Here is a 14,972-nt window from a genome sequence, read left to right as displayed (position 1 = left end):
CCTTACGGTTCGTAAGAGACAAAGGCGTATAAACTCCTCTGCGGTACCACTCTTATTGCCGGTGCAAAGCCCGGCCCCTCAGTGCGCATCCAACAATGCGCGGCCCGTGATAACGGGGGCCTGCCGTTCCCGCTTACTGGGGCGCATACACCACCCATTCAGCCGGAAAGCTCGGAGAGGATCTTCCCACGGACGCCCTGCACTGCCTTGCACCATCCGGCAGCTCTCTGCAGCATTCTTTCCGGGTACTCTTTCTCGTCATAGCCGAATATTTCACTGCCACGGAGTATACTCTTCTGCCGGGTCGAAGTCAAGAAAAACGACCCTTCTAGTTTTTCATCCGGCTCACGCCAAGAGTGAAGTTGATTCATGCAATGACTGCTTGCGTGACCCGGTCACAAAAAATCTAACTAGGAAATGTTATCATATAGTCACAGAAAACACCAACAACATTTACCTCGCCCCCGGTCAGGCACCCAAGGCGGTGTTTGAGCTGGGCAGCGAAAAGCCGGTGGTGGTCTACGCCTACTGCAACCTGCATGGTCTGTGGATGACGAAACTGTAAGAAATAAACAGGCTCCTGCCAGTGGTCAAACGCTTGCAGGAGCCTGTTTTTGCGTACGGAATCTTTTCTGTGGGGAAAAAGCGTGGTATACTGAGTTCAAAGTGATAAATCGGGAGGTACCGTTATGAAGTGGGGAATTTTAGCGACCGGCACCATTGCCAAAAAGTTTGCGTCTACGGTGGAGCAGATGGGTGCAGAAGGGGAGCAGCTTGTTGCCGTGGGGTCACGGCACATGGAAAGCGCACAGGCGTTTGCGCAGCAGTACGGCATTCCCCGCTGCTATGACTCCTACGAAGCCCTTGCCGCCGACCCGGAGGTGGAGGCCATCTATATCGCCACCCCCAACACCCTGCACTACGAAAACTGCAAGCTCTGCTTGGAGCAGGGCAAGCACGTTCTGTGCGAAAAGCCCTTTACCATCAGCCCGGAACAGGCGCAGGAGCTGTATCGTCTGGCAGAGGAAAAGCACCTCTTTCTCATGGAGGCGTTCTGGATCTGGCTGCTGCCGCTGTACGACCGCCTGCGCGAGATCCTTACGGCTGGCACCATCGGGGAGCTGAAACAGATCACCTGCCAGTACGGCTTTGTGGCCACCGGTGCCCGGAAGGACCGCAAGTTTGATTCCGGTCTGGGCGGCGGTGCGCTGCTGGATATCGGCATCTACAATCTGGGCTTTCTGCGCATCCTGACCGGACAGGACCCGGAGAAGGTGGAGACCAAAGAGGTCCACATCAACGAGTACGGCACCGACGATTACAGCCGCCTTGCGCTGACCTACCCCGGCGGCTGCAAGGCGGAGTCTGTCCAGACCATCGGGCAGGAGCTGGAGCGCAATGCCCGCATCGTTGGCACCAAGGGCAGTATTTTCCTGCCGGATTTCCAGCACGCCGAGACCATGACGCTGGAAGTGGAGGGCAAAGAGCCGGAGGTCATCCGCTGCCCGGTGGACATCAACGGCTTTGAGTATGAGATCCGGGAAGCAAGCCGCTGCGTCAAGCTGGGGCGCACCGGCAGCGACCGCTACACCCCGCAGGACAGCCTTGCCCTGACCCGCCTGATGTACGACACCCGCATGAGCTGGGGCATGAAGTTTGCGGGCGAGGTGTAAGCACACACCCTGCCGCAAAGGGCTTTTTTGCGTGCGGAGACTATGGCATACGGAGAGCGACAACTCGGAATTTAGCGAGGTAAAGATATATGCTTCATTTAGAAAAAGTAAATGGTAATAATGTCTGGGATATCCTGAAACTGACGGTATCGGAATCGCAGAAGAACTTCGTTGCCACCAATGAGATCAGCATCATTGAAGCGTATACTGCAATTACGGGAAACGGTCATGCATTCCCGTTTGGTATATATGATAAGGATAAGCCTGTAGGCTTCCTGATGATTGGTTTTGATGTTGATGATTATTGGACGGATGCACCTGAAATTGCAAAGGGAAACTATAATCTGTGGCGTCTTATGATCGATAAGGCATATCAAAACAGAGGGTACGGGAAAGAAGCGGTCAGCCTTGCATTAGAGTTCATAAAATCTATGCCTTGTGGAGAAGCGGAATACTGTTGGCTATCATATGAACCCGATAATGCAGTTGCCCGTCAGATGTATCGCTCTTTCGGTTTCGAAGAAACCGGTGAAATGGACGGCGAAGAACTGATCGCTGTTCTGAGACTGTAATTAACAACTTCCAGTTTGCCGGGCAGACAGGCATCTGAAAAACACAAAAAACGAGGGAGCAGCCATGGTACTTTATTTTACGGGAACCGGCAACAGCCGGTATCTGGCACGGCGCATTGCCGAAGGGCTGGAGATGCCGCTTTACGACCTGAACGCCTGCATCAAGGCAGGGGATACTGCCCCGGTGCAGACTGGCCGGGATGTGGTGCTGGTGACGCCTACCTACGCATGGCGCATCCCCCGGGTGGTGTCGGAGTGGCTGGGCAAGACCGCGCTGACCGGGGCAGAGCGCATCTGGTTTGTGATGGACTGCGGCAGCGAGATCGGCAATGCGGCAAAATACAACCGGCAGCTTGCAGCGCAAAAGCGGCTGCAGTATATGGGGACTGCCCAGATCATCATGCCGGAAAACTACATTGCCATGTTCAATGCACCCCAAAAGGAGCAGGCACGGAGCATCGTGGAGCAGGCAGAGCCTGCGCTTCAGAAGGTGCTGGCCCAGCTCAAGGCCGGGCAGGAATTTCCTCCGCCGAGAGAGACCCTCTACGACCGCTTTATGAGCGGCCCAGTGAACCCGGTGTTCTATCGCTTCTTTGTAAAAGCCGATGCCTTCCGGGCAACGGATGCCTGCATCGGCTGCGGCAGGTGCGTGGAGCTATGTCCCCTGAACAACGTCCATCTGGAAAACGGAAAGCCGGTCTGGGGCAAAAACTGCACCCACTGCATGGCGTGCATCTGCCACTGCCCCAAAGAGGCCATCGAGTACGGCGAAAAGAGCAAAGGCAAGCCCCGGTATCACTTTGAAGCACTGGAAAAGCAGCAGCAGGACGTATGAGGGAAAAAGGAAAACCGACGATGGTGAAAAACAGATGAAGTATTTATACTTGCATGGATTAGGACAAAAGCCAGACAGTTGGGATAGAGTGATAAAAGAAACGACGGTCTCGGATAGAAGCGTCAGCTTGAGTCTGGCAGAGATGCTGGAAGGAAAAGCGGCCACCTATAAGGAGCTGTATACTGCATTCTCAGAAGAGTGCGACAAGGAAAATGACGAAATCGTCTTATGTGGGCTCTCTCTGGGTGCTGTTTTGGCACTTAATTATGCGATAGACCATCCGAATAAAGTAAAGGCACTGGTGCTAATTGCAGCACAATATAAAATGCCTGAAAAGCTATTGAAGTTCCAGAATATGCTGTTCCGTTTTATGCCAAATGCAACGTTCAAGCAATTTGGCTTCAAAAAAGCAGATGTGATCAGCTTGTGCGACACGATGGCAGAATTGGATTTCAGAGATTCGTTATGTAAGGTGTCTTGTCCTGTATTGATCGTTTGTGGGGAAAAGGACAACGCAAACAAAAAAGCCTCAAAGGAACTTGCCGGTTATTTGAGCAATTCCTGCTACCGTGAACTTTTGAAAGCAGGTCATGAAGCAAACATAGAAGCTCCGGAGGAATTGGCAGCAGTGTTACAGAGATTTTATGATAATGTCGAATAAACTACGATTCATCAAAGAAAGAGGACTGTAAAATGAACATCGAAGAACGGGCGGCACAGGCTGCCGCATGGAAAGCTACTGGACAGTGCAACTGTGCACAGGCGGTGCTGAAGGCATTTGAGGACAAGCTGCCGGTGGATGCCGACACCCTGATGAAGCTGGGCGCAGGCTATGCCGCCGGCATGGGCTGCATGGAGAGCACCTGCGGCGCACTGATCGGCGCTGTGATGGTGGCGGGCATCGTCACCGACGGCAAGGGCACACCCTGCATTTCCAAGGAGCTGCTGCAAAACTTTCAGGAAAAGTGCGGTGCTACCATCTGCAAGGATCTGAAGGGGATAGAGAACGGCGCACCGCTGTGCCCGTGCCCGGAGTGCGTCCGCAACGCTGTTCTGGCACTGGGCGAGGTGCTGGGAGAGTAAGCAGAAGTTACGCTCTATTATAATATACGAATTTAGTTTATTTGAATCAAAGCAAAAAGCTCAAAAAGGAGAGATTATTCATGGTTTTATTGGTTGTAGATGCACAGAATGGTATCGTGGATGAACGCTTATATGAGTTCAGAAAGTTTGTTGGTAATATCAAAAAGCTGATTGGAGCAGCTCGAGAACAAGGCATAGAAGTTATTTATGTACAGCATGATGATGGACCTGATACCGGATTCTCTATCGGGGATGATGAGTTTGAGGTTTGTTCCGAGTTTCAACCGATGCCTGATGAAAAACGGTTTATCAAGTCCGTATGCAGTGCGTTCAAAAAAGAGAGTGGTCTGCTTGAGTATCTGACTGCAAAGGAAGAAAAAGACGTGATGATTTGTGGCATTATGACTGATTTCTGTATCAATGCCACGGTAGAGGCTGGTTTTGAGCATGGCTTACACATGATTGTTCCTGCCTATGCAAATTCTACGCAGGACAATGAGTACATGACCAGGGAACAGGCTTACCATTACTATAATGAATTTCTCTGGCCTGAACGATATGCAGACTGCGTACCAATGGACAAGGCATTGGAATTACTAAAAAAATGATATAGCGTAAACGGTCTTTGCTGAATACCTTTGTTACCGAAATACATTACATAAACTTCAAGATTATGTTGTGGTAAATTCAATAAATCAGTATCATGAGATAATTTATTCATAATAGTATGGTGTCAGGATTATGACAAATCAGAGGTTAAAAGGTGTGTTATGCTAAAAAGCATAGGGTTATATTTTAGAAAAATAGATTTTCTGAATTTTGCAGTTGGAGCTATAATGCCAATCATTGTATTGTTTATAGTTTATTCATCAGTCAAATCAAATATAATTCTTCAAGACACTGATTTTTTATCACTGTTGATGAATCATAAAGGGAAATTCATATTTTACTTTTTCGTGTCCTTTATTGAAGAAGTTATTTTTAGAGGAATTATTTTTGGGCTGTTGCTGCAAAAATGTAAAAATAAGTATTTGAGTTGCGTAATAGCTGCACTTATTTTTACACTACCACATATTTTTAATACCGATAATATTTCTGTTCTGGTAATGTTTATTTTTCCTTTTCTATATGGAATATTTGCCAATGAAATGTTTTACACTACAAAGAGTATTTGGATGCCCACAGGATTTCATTGGTTATGGAATTATACAATAACAAGTTTGTTTCTTGTTACAGGAACACAAAGTTTCATATATGTACATATCATAGCAGCAATGATTATAATGATACCGTTGTTTTACATTGTTATTGGGAAAACACGCCTAAGTGGCGATTGATAGCTTACAGTTTATCGCTTTATACAATATCAACTGAATAACCACAGCACAAACCGCTGCCACATGGAAGCCAACAAACCATGCAACAGCGGTTTTTCTTTATCGTTTTTTCCTCTGGCTGATAGGCGTTCCCATTTTCTTTGATTTTTGAGAATCCGAATCAGCCAGCGAAATTCTTCGTCTGACAGATTTTTATAGTTGATACCGAGCTGCTTGCAGTAAAGAACAACCAGCTTTTCATTCCGGCTGCCCTTGAAATTTTCGACCGCTTCCAGATTTTCTTTCAGTTCATCAGCAACGGTGGTCTGGGGCGCACTCTCACTGTCCTTTTTATGGGCTTCCCGAATATCCCGGATAATGAGGTTGAGGTCATCCCGTACCACCTGATTGAAATATTCATCATCGCTGATATGGGCGGCTTGCAGCACCTTCAAATAGGGGTCATCTTCGCCGAGGCGATACCGTTCAATGATTTCATGCCGGACGGTATCGACAAGGGCGTTGAGGTTTTGCTGTGCAGGCAAGACCGCCCGGCAGATGACCCGGCGGGACTATGAGACCTACGATTATCTCATCGCCATGGACCGCAACAACCTGAGGAATATGGTGCGGTTTGTGGGCAGTGACCCGGAGCATAATGTCTCATTGCTGATGGATCACACCAGTCGCCCCGGCGATGTGGCAGACCCGTGGTACACCGGGGAGTTTGAAGCCACATGGCAGGAAGTGCTGGAGGGCTGCACCGCCCTGCTGGAAGAGCTGCGATAAAAGGGAAAGGGGATGACGAAACGTTATTGCAAGGGCGAACGGTTTGCTGACCTGTCGTTTGCCGGGGAAGTCTTTGATAGAATAAACCTATTGACATGGTGCGAAAATGGGCTTATACTATCCCCAACACAAGGAAGGGAGCACAGGCAGATGAAACATACAGCAGATGCCCGGCACATACTACCCGGGCGAATGCGCTGCTCCCAGACAAATTTCCGGCAGACAGACTGAAAAAACAGGAAGATGCCGTTGTCTGGGAGAAGTGCCCGAACATACATCGTCACAACAAAAGGAGAATCGACAATGGCTGATTATAAACTGTGGAACGCACTGAAGGATGCTAAAAATATCGCTGGGTGGAACTTTCTCACTCGATGAACAACGAAAGCCCCTACTGGTCCGGCATCCCGGAAGGCTCTGTGGAGCTGGCAAAGACCGTGTGGGACTGGGGCAAGCCGGAACTGGAATGCCTGATCCAGACCTTCAAATTCCCCGGACAGTTTGGTACCCATATCGACTTCCCGGGTCACTTCATCAAGGGCAAAGCGCTGTCCGAAAAGTATGATGTGAACGACCTGATCTTCCCGCTGGTGGTCATCGATATTTCCCAGCAGGCCAAGAAAGACCCCCGCTACGCTGTGACAGTGGAGGACATCAAGGCCTATGAAGCAAAGTACGGTCCCATCCCGGATGGTGCGTTGGTGGCTCTGCGCAGCGACTGGTATAAGAAGTGGCCGGATATGGATGCGCTGTCCGGCATCGACGCAGAGGGTAAAGAAAATGCCCCCGGCTGGTCGCTGGAAGCATTGGAGTATATCTACAAGGTGCGCAACGCCGCCGCCAACGGCCACGAAACGCTGGATACCGATTCCTCTGCGGTGGCGGAGGAAAAGGGCGACCTTGCCTGCGAGCGCTATGTTCTGGACAACGACAAGCTGCAGGTGGAGGTGCTTGCAAATCTGGATAAAGTTCAGCCTGCCGGTGCGGTGGTCGTCGTTTCTTACCCCCGCATTGAAGGTGCAACCGGTCTGCCCGCACGGGTCTGGGCCATTACCGAATAAGAGTGGGGAAGTTGGAAGATGAGGCGGAGGCCTATGTGGGTCATGCCCCCGGCGGTGTGTGCCCCTTTGGGGTGAACGAGGGCGTGGCGGTCTATCTGGACGAGAGCCTGCGCAAGTTCGACACCGTCTACCCGGCAGCGGGCAACGGTCACACCGCCGTCAAGCTGACCTTGCAGGAGCTGGAAGCAGCCGCCGGAGCCGAGGGCTGGGTGGATGTCTGCAAGGAGCCGGAAGGCGAATAAGGCATTATACAATAAACGCAAAGGGAGCTCTGCACGGACCTTCGTCCGTGACAGAACTCCCTTTTTTAGCTTTATAGAAAAACCATAAGTCATCTGCCACGCTCAACGGAGCAAAAACCACACGCCCAGCAGGAGCGCAAGGAAGATCAGGTTGGACAGGGTGAACAGCCCAAAATACTGCTTCTTCCCCTGTGGCAGCTCCCGTGCGATCTGCCGGTAGGAAATAAGACTGGCCATGGATGCGATCAAAGTGCCAAGACCTCCCAGATTGGTGCCGATGATGAGGGCTTGTGTCTCTGCCGTGAACCCGGACAGCAGCAGGGCGGCGGGAACATTACTGGTGACCTGCGAAGCAAGAACCGCCACCAGAACTTCCCGGCCGGTCAAAAACTCCTGGAGCCAGCCGGAAAAAGCCGGAATGCGCCCCAGATTGCCAATGAAGATGAAAAAAGCCACAAAGGTCAGAAGCAGGGAATAGTCCACCGCCCGTAAGGTGTGCGGGTCTGCAAAAAGAACGCAGACGAGTACAGCGGCAAAGGCGATGCCATAGGGCAGCACCCGGATCACGGACAGCAGGCAAACGACAAACAGAATCAGATACAGCAGGATAATTTTCTGATCCCCCTGAGAGGCAAAAGAAACAAGCTCGTCCACGGAGAGGGAGGCAGAGGCTTTCCGGCAGACCAGCGCTGCCCAAGCCAGCAGCAGGAGCAGAGAGACTAGGGTGTAGGGCAGCATAAGAAGCACAAATCCCCCGATGCTCATGCCGCTTTTTCCGTAAAGATAGAGGTTCTGCGGGTTGCCGATGGGGGTCAGCATACTGCCAAGGTTTGCCGCAATGGTCTGCATACAGACCACCGGGATCAGAAGAGCGCGGCGGACATCCGCTCCCAGACGGCTCAGGACCACGAACGTAAAGGGAACGAAGGTCAGCAGGGAAACATCGTTGGTGATGAACATACTTCCGAAAAAGCACAGCCCGACCAGTACCAGCGTCAGCTGAAAGGTGCTGTGGGTGCGGGACAACAATGCCCGGCCCAGTCCATCAAAAAAGCCCTGCCGCCGCAGCCCGGCCATGACCGTCATCAGGGAAAACAGGATCGCCAGCGTGCGCAGGTCGATGTAGCCGAGATACTGCGCATCTGGCGGAACAAAGAAGGCGGAGACAACGGCCAGCACAGCGGCTGCGGTGAGGACCGTTTCCTGCTGAATGAATTGTTTGAGTTTCATAGAGACACATCCTTGTAGTTGTAAAGGCTGCCCTGCTGCGATGCCGGGCGGCCTTTTTTCGTATTTCAGAGCAACAGCTCAAACGCCCCGATCATCAGCGGCATGGTCAGGATGGAAAGCAGCGTGCTCAGGACATAGATCGCGCTGGAATGAGAAGCATCCCGGTCATAGAGCTGTGCCATGGAGGTGACTGTTGCACAGGCGGGGGTAATGGCAGAAAGGTAGACCGTCATCAGGATGGGCTTGCCGTCCGGGATCCAAAGGGATGCGTGAACTGCCCAAAGCAGCAAGACAATGACCAGCGGAACACCCAGCAGACGCAGAAATACCGGCAGATAGTTGCGCGGGGTGCAGAAAACCTTTTTGAAGGGGACTTCCGCAATGGCCATGCCTGCCAGCAGCATTCCCATGGGGCCGATCATATTGCCGACACTGCTCAGTGTGCTGGTGATCGGGGTAGGCAGCGAGACGTGCAGCAGGTACAGCAGCGCACCGGCTGCAATGGCGATCAGGTTGACATTGGTAAGGAGCTTGCGCCATTCCAGCCGGGCAGACCCCTGCAGGCAGGCGCTTGCATGGGTCCAGAGCAGCACCAGCTGTACAATGACAAAGGCGCAGGAGTAGACAACATATTCCTCCCCCAGCAGGGCCTGCACGATGGGGATGACCAGCGCGGCGGCATTGCTGTAAATGATATTGACCTGCTCCACGGCGTCCAGCTTGAGAGCTTTGCGGAACAGCGCATTCAGAAGCAGAAATACAACGTGCATTCCAACGGCGATGCCCATGGAATAAAGCAGCCCGGTGCGGATCTCCGGTGTATCCTTGATCTGAAAGGCGTTCAGAACGACACAGGGCATGACCAGATAGACGAAGACCACAGACAACACCTTACTGTCCGATGCCTTCAACAGGCCGGTTTTTACAACGGCATATCCCATCAGCAGAACCAGAAATAGCTGTGCGATCTGCTGCATCAATAAAAGGCTGATTTGCATTTGGATCTCCTCTTTTGCAATTCATTTTTGCAGCACCATCCTACTCCATTGGCGGGGCATCGTCAAGAGAAAACAGGGAAAAAACGTGTTTCAGAAGGATGGCATAGAGCAATTTTATGCTCAAAGAAAAAACCTATTGACATAATATGTAAGTGAGCATATTATATGGACAAACCATTCACCAACGGGAAAGGAAGGGGTTACAATGCCCAGAATCTGCTCAAGAAGAACGGCATCGACTTTGAGCATTTTGCCTTTACGCCCAAGGAGGAGATCCTGATCGAGTATGGTCAGGCCATTGCGGAGGATCCCAAGCATGTGCCGGAGGAACTTTTTGAAAAGTTGAAAGCGAATTTTACGGAGGAAGAGATCGTGGTCATCACAGCCATCCATCATAATGTTCGCTAAAGGCAAAGGGAGTTCTGCCCGGACATTTGTCCGCGACAGAACTCCCTTTTTGATTCGCAGAGTAAACCACAAGCGATGCTTGTGCATTATAGCAATTCAACTTTTTAATGCAACAGCAACAGCGTTGAATTGCATATCGCAAATATGCTGTTTAAATGTTGCACTAATTTCTTGACTTGTGATAAAAACACAAACTGCTATAAACTACTTCATTCCCCTTCTTTTTCGCTGCTTACGATAGCCTGCACCTTGGTGGGCAGACCATAGATGCTGATGAAGCCGGTGGCATCGCTCTGCTTGTAGTCGCCGCCTGCGGCAAAGGTGGCGATGTCTTCACGATACAGAGAGAACGGCGACCAGACCCCTGCATTGATGAGGTTGCCCTTGTACAGTTCCAGACGCACTTTTATACGGGCACTTGGAAAATGTGTAAAAAGTGTTCTGCATATAGCAGCAATATGAAAGCAGTATTTCACAGCGGGGCATTATGAATCTATAATAGTAGTTGGAAATAAACAGAAAGAGGGTCTTTTTGATGGCAACAATATTTCCAAGAGAAGAAAAGGCAGAGGCACTGTTCGGAGAGATCCTGAAAAATCCAGAAGCCTGCCGCCGCCTGATGGATACCTTCAACGACTCGCTGGACATGGCAGACGTACTGGATGCGCCGACCGTGAGTGCACAACAGTTTGCCGCAGCGCTGTTCAATGCCTACGCGAACAAGGATCTGTCTGCCTTTCTGATGGCGATCTGCCAGCACAGTATGTTTGACCTGCTACGGAACGCTGCCCTGATCCCGTTCAAATTCAACGCCGATGGTCAGCCGAACCCGGTGATCCTGACGGATGATGCCGGCGTTCTTTTGCCGAACAACAAATTTGCCGTGAGCAGCAAAGTATACGACCGGTTCATCCGGGTGTTCCAGAAGCAGGAAAAGGTAAAAATGTACCTTGCCAGCGGCTACTGCAAGTATCACGGCTACGACGAAGGCTCGATGGATGTGGTGGAGTACCACTACAACCAGCATTTGGGGCTGCTGCTGATCTACGAACTGCCGGACACCGTGAAGCAGAAGGTAACGGAAGCGGAGGCCTACTCCACCGTCTGGGATATCCAGATGAAGCTGCAGCACGCACTGCCCCGTTCCGTGGTCTACTATGGACAGGATACGCTCAAGGACGGCGGAACCCGCTACGATGAACTTGGCGTTTTTCTGCCGCTGGAACACTTTGCCGACCGGCTGGAACGCCATGTGGAAACTGCTACCAGGATCGTTTACGGCGAGTAAACGCCCTGTAAACGCCCTGTAAACGAACTCCCTTTATAGGTGCATCACAGCAAAACAAAACGCAGCGAACCGTTAAAAGATTCGCTGCGTTTTGCCTTATAAGGGAGAATGGAAATGCTGCACATCAGGTGCAATAACGGAAAGTCTTGTCAGTGATAATACGGGCGAAGATCAGCCCTAACGGCAGTGCTACGATGATGAGAATGGCATCTGCAAACCATGTGGCGGAGTCCATCAGAGACAGGATGCCCAGATTATAGATGGCACGGTAGAAATACAGTCCCGGTACCATGATAACGATGGACGGCACGGTGACGGAGATGCGGGGATAACCGGCGGCGCTCTTCAGGCAGGAGGCCAGCAGTCCGGACAGCAGTGCGCCCAGAAACGCTGCAACAGCGGGCGGAAAGCCCGCAAGGCTCACCAGCTCCAGTCGGAACGTGTTCGTTACCGCACCGATAAGGGCGGCGCAGACTGCCAGGTTCCGGGGACTGTTGAACATGAGCGAAAAGCCGAACACACCGCCAAAACTTGCCAGCAGCCGGAACACGATCTCTTCCGGGAGTGTCAGGCTCAGGGCAGGGAACTGCACCGGCTGCAAATGCAATAGCAGTGCCATGATCCAAGCCGTCATGGTTGCCACCAGAATGATGAGGACGGCGTAGGCCAGACGTTCCAGCCCGGAGCGCATATCCAGCTTGGCAAGGTCGATGCCGCTGGTAATGAACGGAAAGCCCGGAATGATGAAGAGCATGGAGCAGATATACCCCGCCTCGTGCTGCGCCGATACGGCAAACAGCACCTCTGCCAGCTTCAGCAGGATGGCATACACGAGGCTTGCTGAACAGACCGACGCCGTAATGCCCAGAAACAGGGTGAAATGGTGTTTTGTCAGCTTGCACCGTACAAAGTTGCCGATGCCTGCACCGCAGAAGGCACACAGCATTTCCACAATGCCGCCGCCCAGCAGAAAGGTGAAGCAGCCGCAGGCCAGTGCAGCTGCAAAGCCCAGTGCGATGGGCGAATACAAGCCGTGGATGCGCTCGATCTCATCAAGGTGGCTGTGCAGTTCTTCGCCGGTCATAAATTTTCCTTCCCGGTCGAAGTCGTTGACGAAATGCTCCAGCCGGTTCAGCCGGGAGGTATTCACGCCCGTGTTTGTCAGACAGAGTGACTGGGTATAACACTGGTCACCGTCAAAGCAGGTGAACTCAATGGATAACAGGCCGATGTCCGCTGTTGTTGTGACTCCCAGCTCCCGCGAAAGGGTGTTCATGGAGCTTCGGACACGCCATGCGCCGGTGCCGCATTCCAGCAGCATCAGCCCGGTGCGTCCAATGACGGAGGCTTTTTCCACAAGCCCCGCCTCGGTAATGGGGACGCCCTTGCTGGCCGACGCATAGTCGTGCCAGTAGACTTCCATGTGATTTTTGATGATCTCACTTTGCCGTTGTCCCATACCGGAAAGCCTCCTTTGTGATATGGGAATGCTGCAGCCGTTTCAAGACTGCGGTGCTATTATAAGGGAAATTGCAGGGCGGGTAAAACGTATCTTGGATATGCCGGCAATGTTCGTTTGGTATTTCAAAGAAGAAAATACGTTGCGTTTTTGGCGGCTCTGCGGCACGGTTGAAGGTATCGGTGGACAGCCGGTATGCAGACATGGAGCCGCATATCGGCTCGGAACAGGGCGGGAAACGCCCTGTGGTAGTTCTGCAGAACAACATTGGAAACCGTCATTCGCCTACATTGATCGTTGCAACTGTTACCACCCGGACGGAAAAGAAGAAAAACCAGCCCACCCATGTGCTGGTGGATTCCAACCCGGCCTTTGAAGAACCGTCCATGATTCTTCTGGAGCAGATCTTCACGATCGATAAATCCCGCATAGAACGTTTTATGGACTACGCTGCCAAGACTGAGATGCTTCGTATCGATATGGTGTTGCTGGTCAGCTTGGCGTTGAACCTTCTCGCCGGGAGCCGCAGCGAATAGCGGACAACCAGTAACCCGTAAAAATGAGGTGATAGCGATGTGACCGGAGGTGAGTGAGCCATGCGAAAGAGTGCTCCCATTGAAGTGGTGGTGCATTACCCCAAAACCGAGGAAGGCTGGGAAGAGTTGGGCAAGGGTGTCGCAACCGCCCACGCCAACTATGTGATTGAAAAAATCGAGCGGCTGAACTGTCCCACATGGCAGAAGCTGGAACTGTATCAGGCGGTCATTGACACCACCAAGGGTACTTATAAGCCAAAGGTGTACGGCAAAAACGATTCATCCGGTTTCGGACTTTGGGGGCGGGATACAGTGAGAAAGAATTAAAAGCGGTCCTCGCCGGAGAAGCAGAGCATTGCCCGCGGAAAAAACATCCGGTGCAGGAACAAAAATTTCAGATGTTGGTGGATATTCAGGCAAAATTGGCTGAAGGAAAGGGAGACGGCTATGCGCGATGGGCGAAGCGGTACAACCTGAAGGAGATGTCCAAGACGCTGATTTTTCTGCAGGAAAACAAAATCGGGAGCATGGATGAAATGGAAGAACAGGTGCGTGCTGCAACGATGTGCTATCACGAACTGGGCGACTCCATCAAAGCTGCGGAAGCGCGGATGGCAGAAATTGCGGTAATGAAAACGCACATTATCAACTATACCAAAACAAGGTCCATCTATGAGGCCTATCGGAAAGCAGGATACAGCAAGCGATTCTTGGAAGCAAATCGGGAGAGCATTGCGTTGCACAAGGCGGCCAAAGCGGCTTTCGATGAGGCTGGGCTGAAAAAACTTCCGAAGGTAAAAGAACTGAGCATCGAATATGTTGAGCTTCTGAAAAAGAAAAAAGCAGAATATCCGAGCTATCGGAAAGCACGAGAGAGGATGCAGGAACTGATGAAGGCGCAGAAAAACGTAGAAATGTTTTTTGCAGACAACAGGAGCGAACTATGTGGGTGATTTGGAACGTGGGGTGAAGACGCCAAGTCTGGACGCTTTCATCCGGATCGTTGAAGCATTGGATGTTCCAGCGGATACGCTGATCCGTGACACCGCAGCCCCAGCATCTTATGTGGCAGATGATGAGCTGAACCGGAAGCTGAGCCGTCTTACACCGGGGCAGAAGAAAGCCGCAACCGATATTTTGAACGCATATATCGATAACATACCGTACATCAAAGAGAAGTAAATAGGTTACAGTGGGTGCTGACAAAATCATTGTCGGCACTTTTTTAAGTGGGTCTGTGCCCAGCGGATATATCACTGAACCATGAACTCCATCAAAAAAGCGTTCGGAACGAACGCGCAGCCTGCAGCGGTACGATGCAGATCACAAAGGGTTTGGGAATTCCCAACAAGCATTTTGCGAAGCAAAAATGGCGTTTGTATAGACAAACGCCCTGCTTGCAGAAAGTGGATTTAAAGATTACTGAGAGAGAAAATAGACGGGTTGATTTTGTTCGAGGTTGAGATTATACTATAATAGAGT

At 51.3% G+C, this 14,972-nt stretch carries 18 protein-coding genes, 4 pseudogenes and 1 other annotated feature; of the genes and pseudogenes, 17 read left to right on the top strand and 5 right to left on the bottom strand.

The features are described from left to right. Window positions 1–11: 11 nt before the first annotated feature. Window positions 12–271 (bottom strand) — a binding site (T-box leader). A gap of 156 nt (window positions 272–427) precedes the next feature. The 8 genes and pseudogenes from F3G95_RS03185 to F3G95_RS03150 all read left to right on the top strand — a co-directional run. After that, window positions 428–565 (top strand): annotated as a pseudogene (locus F3G95_RS03185) (desulfoferrodoxin family protein); the annotation flags it as partial. 124 nt (window positions 566–689) lie between these two features. Then, on the top strand, window positions 690–1,673 hold the full coding sequence (locus F3G95_RS03180) for a Gfo/Idh/MocA family oxidoreductase (protein WP_149793782.1): 984 nt from the start codon (window positions 690–692) through the stop codon (window positions 1,671–1,673). A gap of 89 nt (window positions 1,674–1,762) precedes the next feature. Beyond that, the gene (locus tag F3G95_RS03175) at window positions 1,763–2,245 is read left to right on the top strand and encodes a GNAT family N-acetyltransferase (RefSeq protein WP_149793781.1); all 483 of its coding nucleotides are present in this window, start codon (window positions 1,763–1,765) and stop codon (window positions 2,243–2,245) included. A 64-nt stretch (window positions 2,246–2,309) separates the two neighbouring features. Then, window positions 2,310–3,080, top strand: coding sequence for an EFR1 family ferrodoxin (locus F3G95_RS03170; RefSeq protein ID WP_149793780.1), 771 nt, complete (start codon window positions 2,310–2,312; stop codon window positions 3,078–3,080). A 34-nt stretch (window positions 3,081–3,114) separates the two neighbouring features. After that, window positions 3,115–3,741 (top strand): alpha/beta hydrolase, encoded by a 627-nt coding sequence (locus tag F3G95_RS03165; protein ID WP_149793888.1) that lies wholly within the window; start codon window positions 3,115–3,117, stop codon window positions 3,739–3,741. A 32-nt stretch (window positions 3,742–3,773) separates the two neighbouring features. Continuing rightward, window positions 3,774–4,163 carry a C-GCAxxG-C-C family protein gene (locus F3G95_RS03160; RefSeq protein WP_149793779.1) on the top strand — a complete coding sequence of 130 codons (390 nt, stop codon included), beginning with the start codon at window positions 3,774–3,776 and terminating at the stop codon, window positions 4,161–4,163. Window positions 4,164–4,243: 80 nt separating this feature from the next. Beyond that, window positions 4,244–4,771 carry an isochorismatase family protein gene (locus F3G95_RS03155; RefSeq protein ID WP_149793778.1) on the top strand — a complete coding sequence of 176 codons (528 nt, stop codon included), beginning with the start codon at window positions 4,244–4,246 and terminating at the stop codon, window positions 4,769–4,771. A gap of 162 nt (window positions 4,772–4,933) precedes the next feature. Next, complete coding sequence (locus tag F3G95_RS03150) at window positions 4,934–5,500, top strand: CPBP family intramembrane glutamic endopeptidase (protein ID WP_117762285.1); 567 nt, start codon at window positions 4,934–4,936, stop codon at window positions 5,498–5,500. A 99-nt stretch (window positions 5,501–5,599) separates the two neighbouring features. Here F3G95_RS03150 and F3G95_RS03145 read toward each other — a convergent pair. Further along, a pseudogene (locus tag F3G95_RS03145) lies at window positions 5,600–6,012 on the bottom strand (transcriptional regulator); the annotation flags it as partial. 1 nt (window position 6,013) lies between these two features. On the opposite strand from F3G95_RS03145, the pseudogene F3G95_RS03140 reads away from it, so the two are divergent. From F3G95_RS03140 to F3G95_RS03130, 3 genes and pseudogenes are all read left to right on the top strand, one after another. Continuing rightward, window positions 6,014–6,268: pseudogene (locus F3G95_RS03140) on the top strand (low molecular weight phosphotyrosine protein phosphatase); the annotation flags it as partial. Window positions 6,269–6,642: 374 nt separating this feature from the next. After that, a complete protein-coding gene (locus F3G95_RS03135) occupies window positions 6,643–7,329 on the top strand; it encodes a cyclase family protein (protein WP_347562901.1) in 687 nt (228 codons plus the stop codon). A gap of 11 nt (window positions 7,330–7,340) precedes the next feature. Beyond that, on the top strand, window positions 7,341–7,571 hold the full coding sequence (locus F3G95_RS03130; RefSeq protein ID WP_347562565.1) for a YbaK/EbsC family protein: 231 nt from the start codon (window positions 7,341–7,343) through the stop codon (window positions 7,569–7,571). A 102-nt stretch (window positions 7,572–7,673) separates the two neighbouring features. Here the strand turns inward: F3G95_RS03130 and F3G95_RS03125 are convergent, their stop codons facing one another. Beyond that, window positions 7,674–8,801 (bottom strand): SLC13 family permease, encoded by a 1,128-nt coding sequence (locus F3G95_RS03125; RefSeq protein ID WP_149793776.1) that lies wholly within the window; start codon window positions 8,799–8,801, stop codon window positions 7,674–7,676. Window positions 8,802–8,866: 65 nt separating this feature from the next. Continuing rightward, on the bottom strand, window positions 8,867–9,799 hold the full coding sequence (locus tag F3G95_RS03120) for an AEC family transporter (RefSeq protein WP_149793775.1): 933 nt from the start codon (window positions 9,797–9,799) through the stop codon (window positions 8,867–8,869). A 165-nt stretch (window positions 9,800–9,964) separates the two neighbouring features. Here F3G95_RS03120 and F3G95_RS03115 point away from each other — a divergent pair, with 165 nt between their 5' ends. Further along, window positions 9,965–10,207, top strand: coding sequence for a hypothetical protein (locus F3G95_RS03115; protein ID WP_149793774.1), 243 nt, complete (start codon window positions 9,965–9,967; stop codon window positions 10,205–10,207). A gap of 209 nt (window positions 10,208–10,416) precedes the next feature. Here F3G95_RS03115 and F3G95_RS03110 read toward each other — a convergent pair whose 3' ends face one another. Beyond that, window positions 10,417–10,611, bottom strand: coding sequence for an argininosuccinate synthase domain-containing protein (locus tag F3G95_RS03110; RefSeq protein ID WP_243130256.1), 195 nt, complete (start codon window positions 10,609–10,611; stop codon window positions 10,417–10,419). Between the two features lie 131 nt (window positions 10,612–10,742). Between F3G95_RS03110 and F3G95_RS03105 the strand changes: the two genes are divergently transcribed. Continuing rightward, window positions 10,743–11,495, top strand: coding sequence for a DUF4866 domain-containing protein (locus F3G95_RS03105; protein ID WP_149793773.1), 753 nt, complete (start codon window positions 10,743–10,745; stop codon window positions 11,493–11,495). Between the two features lie 124 nt (window positions 11,496–11,619). On the opposite strand, the gene F3G95_RS03100 is transcribed toward F3G95_RS03105, so the two are convergent. Then, window positions 11,620–12,954 (bottom strand): threonine/serine exporter family protein, encoded by a 1,335-nt coding sequence (locus F3G95_RS03100; protein WP_149793772.1) that lies wholly within the window; start codon window positions 12,952–12,954, stop codon window positions 11,620–11,622. A gap of 203 nt (window positions 12,955–13,157) precedes the next feature. Here F3G95_RS03100 and F3G95_RS03090 point away from each other — a divergent pair, with 203 nt between their 5' ends. The 4 genes and pseudogenes from F3G95_RS03090 (at window position 13,158) to F3G95_RS03075 (ending at window position 14,672) form a co-directional block, all read left to right on the top strand. Continuing rightward, window positions 13,158–13,490: a type II toxin-antitoxin system PemK/MazF family toxin gene (locus F3G95_RS03090; RefSeq protein WP_149793771.1), complete on the top strand. Its 333-nt coding sequence runs from the start codon at window positions 13,158–13,160 to the stop codon at window positions 13,488–13,490. Between the two features lie 60 nt (window positions 13,491–13,550). Continuing rightward, window positions 13,551–13,817, top strand: coding sequence for a hypothetical protein (locus F3G95_RS03085; protein WP_243130255.1), 267 nt, complete (start codon window positions 13,551–13,553; stop codon window positions 13,815–13,817). After that, window positions 13,748–14,443: pseudogene (locus F3G95_RS03080) on the top strand (relaxase); the annotation flags it as partial. The gene F3G95_RS03085 and the pseudogene F3G95_RS03080, both read left to right, overlap by 70 nt. After that, window positions 14,436–14,672, top strand: coding sequence for a hypothetical protein (locus F3G95_RS03075; protein WP_149793770.1), 237 nt, complete (start codon window positions 14,436–14,438; stop codon window positions 14,670–14,672). The pseudogene F3G95_RS03080 and the gene F3G95_RS03075, both read left to right, overlap by 8 nt. Window positions 14,673–14,972 lie beyond the last annotated feature (300 nt).

The sequence above is a fragment of the Faecalibacterium sp. Marseille-P9312 genome (genome assembly GCF_902497445.1).
GTDB classification, from domain to species: Bacteria; Bacillota; Clostridia; order Oscillospirales; family Ruminococcaceae; genus Faecalibacterium; species Faecalibacterium longum.
The sequence above is the reverse complement of the archived record's forward strand: the minus strand, read 5'-3'. Positions and strand labels throughout refer to the sequence as shown.

Excerpts from the sequence above, each read along its gene's own strand:
- F3G95_RS03105 (WP_149793773.1), top strand. The coding sequence starts at position 10,743 with ATGGCAACAATATTTCCAAGAGAAGAAAAGGCAGAGGCACTGTTCGGA.
- F3G95_RS03125 (WP_149793776.1), bottom strand. The coding sequence starts at position 8,801 with ATGAAACTCAAACAATTCATTCAGCAGGAAACGGTCCTCACCGCAGCC.
- F3G95_RS03135 (WP_347562901.1), top strand. The coding sequence starts at position 6,643 with ATGAACAACGAAAGCCCCTACTGGTCCGGCATCCCGGAAGGCTCTGTG.
- F3G95_RS03085 (WP_243130255.1), top strand. The coding sequence starts at position 13,551 with ATGCGAAAGAGTGCTCCCATTGAAGTGGTGGTGCATTACCCCAAAACC.
- F3G95_RS03160 (WP_149793779.1), top strand. The coding sequence starts at position 3,774 with ATGAACATCGAAGAACGGGCGGCACAGGCTGCCGCATGGAAAGCTACT.
- F3G95_RS03180 (WP_149793782.1), top strand. The coding sequence starts at position 690 with ATGAAGTGGGGAATTTTAGCGACCGGCACCATTGCCAAAAAGTTTGCG.
- F3G95_RS03100 (WP_149793772.1), bottom strand. The coding sequence starts at position 12,954 with ATGGGACAACGGCAAAGTGAGATCATCAAAAATCACATGGAAGTCTAC.
- F3G95_RS03175 (WP_149793781.1), top strand. The coding sequence starts at position 1,763 with ATGCTTCATTTAGAAAAAGTAAATGGTAATAATGTCTGGGATATCCTG.
- F3G95_RS03120 (WP_149793775.1), bottom strand. The coding sequence starts at position 9,799 with ATGCAAATCAGCCTTTTATTGATGCAGCAGATCGCACAGCTATTTCTG.
- F3G95_RS03170 (WP_149793780.1), top strand. The coding sequence starts at position 2,310 with ATGGTACTTTATTTTACGGGAACCGGCAACAGCCGGTATCTGGCACGG.
- F3G95_RS03150 (WP_117762285.1), top strand. The coding sequence starts at position 4,934 with ATGCTAAAAAGCATAGGGTTATATTTTAGAAAAATAGATTTTCTGAAT.
- F3G95_RS03090 (WP_149793771.1), top strand. The coding sequence starts at position 13,158 with ATGGAGCCGCATATCGGCTCGGAACAGGGCGGGAAACGCCCTGTGGTA.
- F3G95_RS03165 (WP_149793888.1), top strand. The coding sequence starts at position 3,115 with ATGAAGTATTTATACTTGCATGGATTAGGACAAAAGCCAGACAGTTGG.
- F3G95_RS03155 (WP_149793778.1), top strand. The coding sequence starts at position 4,244 with ATGGTTTTATTGGTTGTAGATGCACAGAATGGTATCGTGGATGAACGC.
- F3G95_RS03115 (WP_149793774.1), top strand. The coding sequence starts at position 9,965 with ATGGACAAACCATTCACCAACGGGAAAGGAAGGGGTTACAATGCCCAG.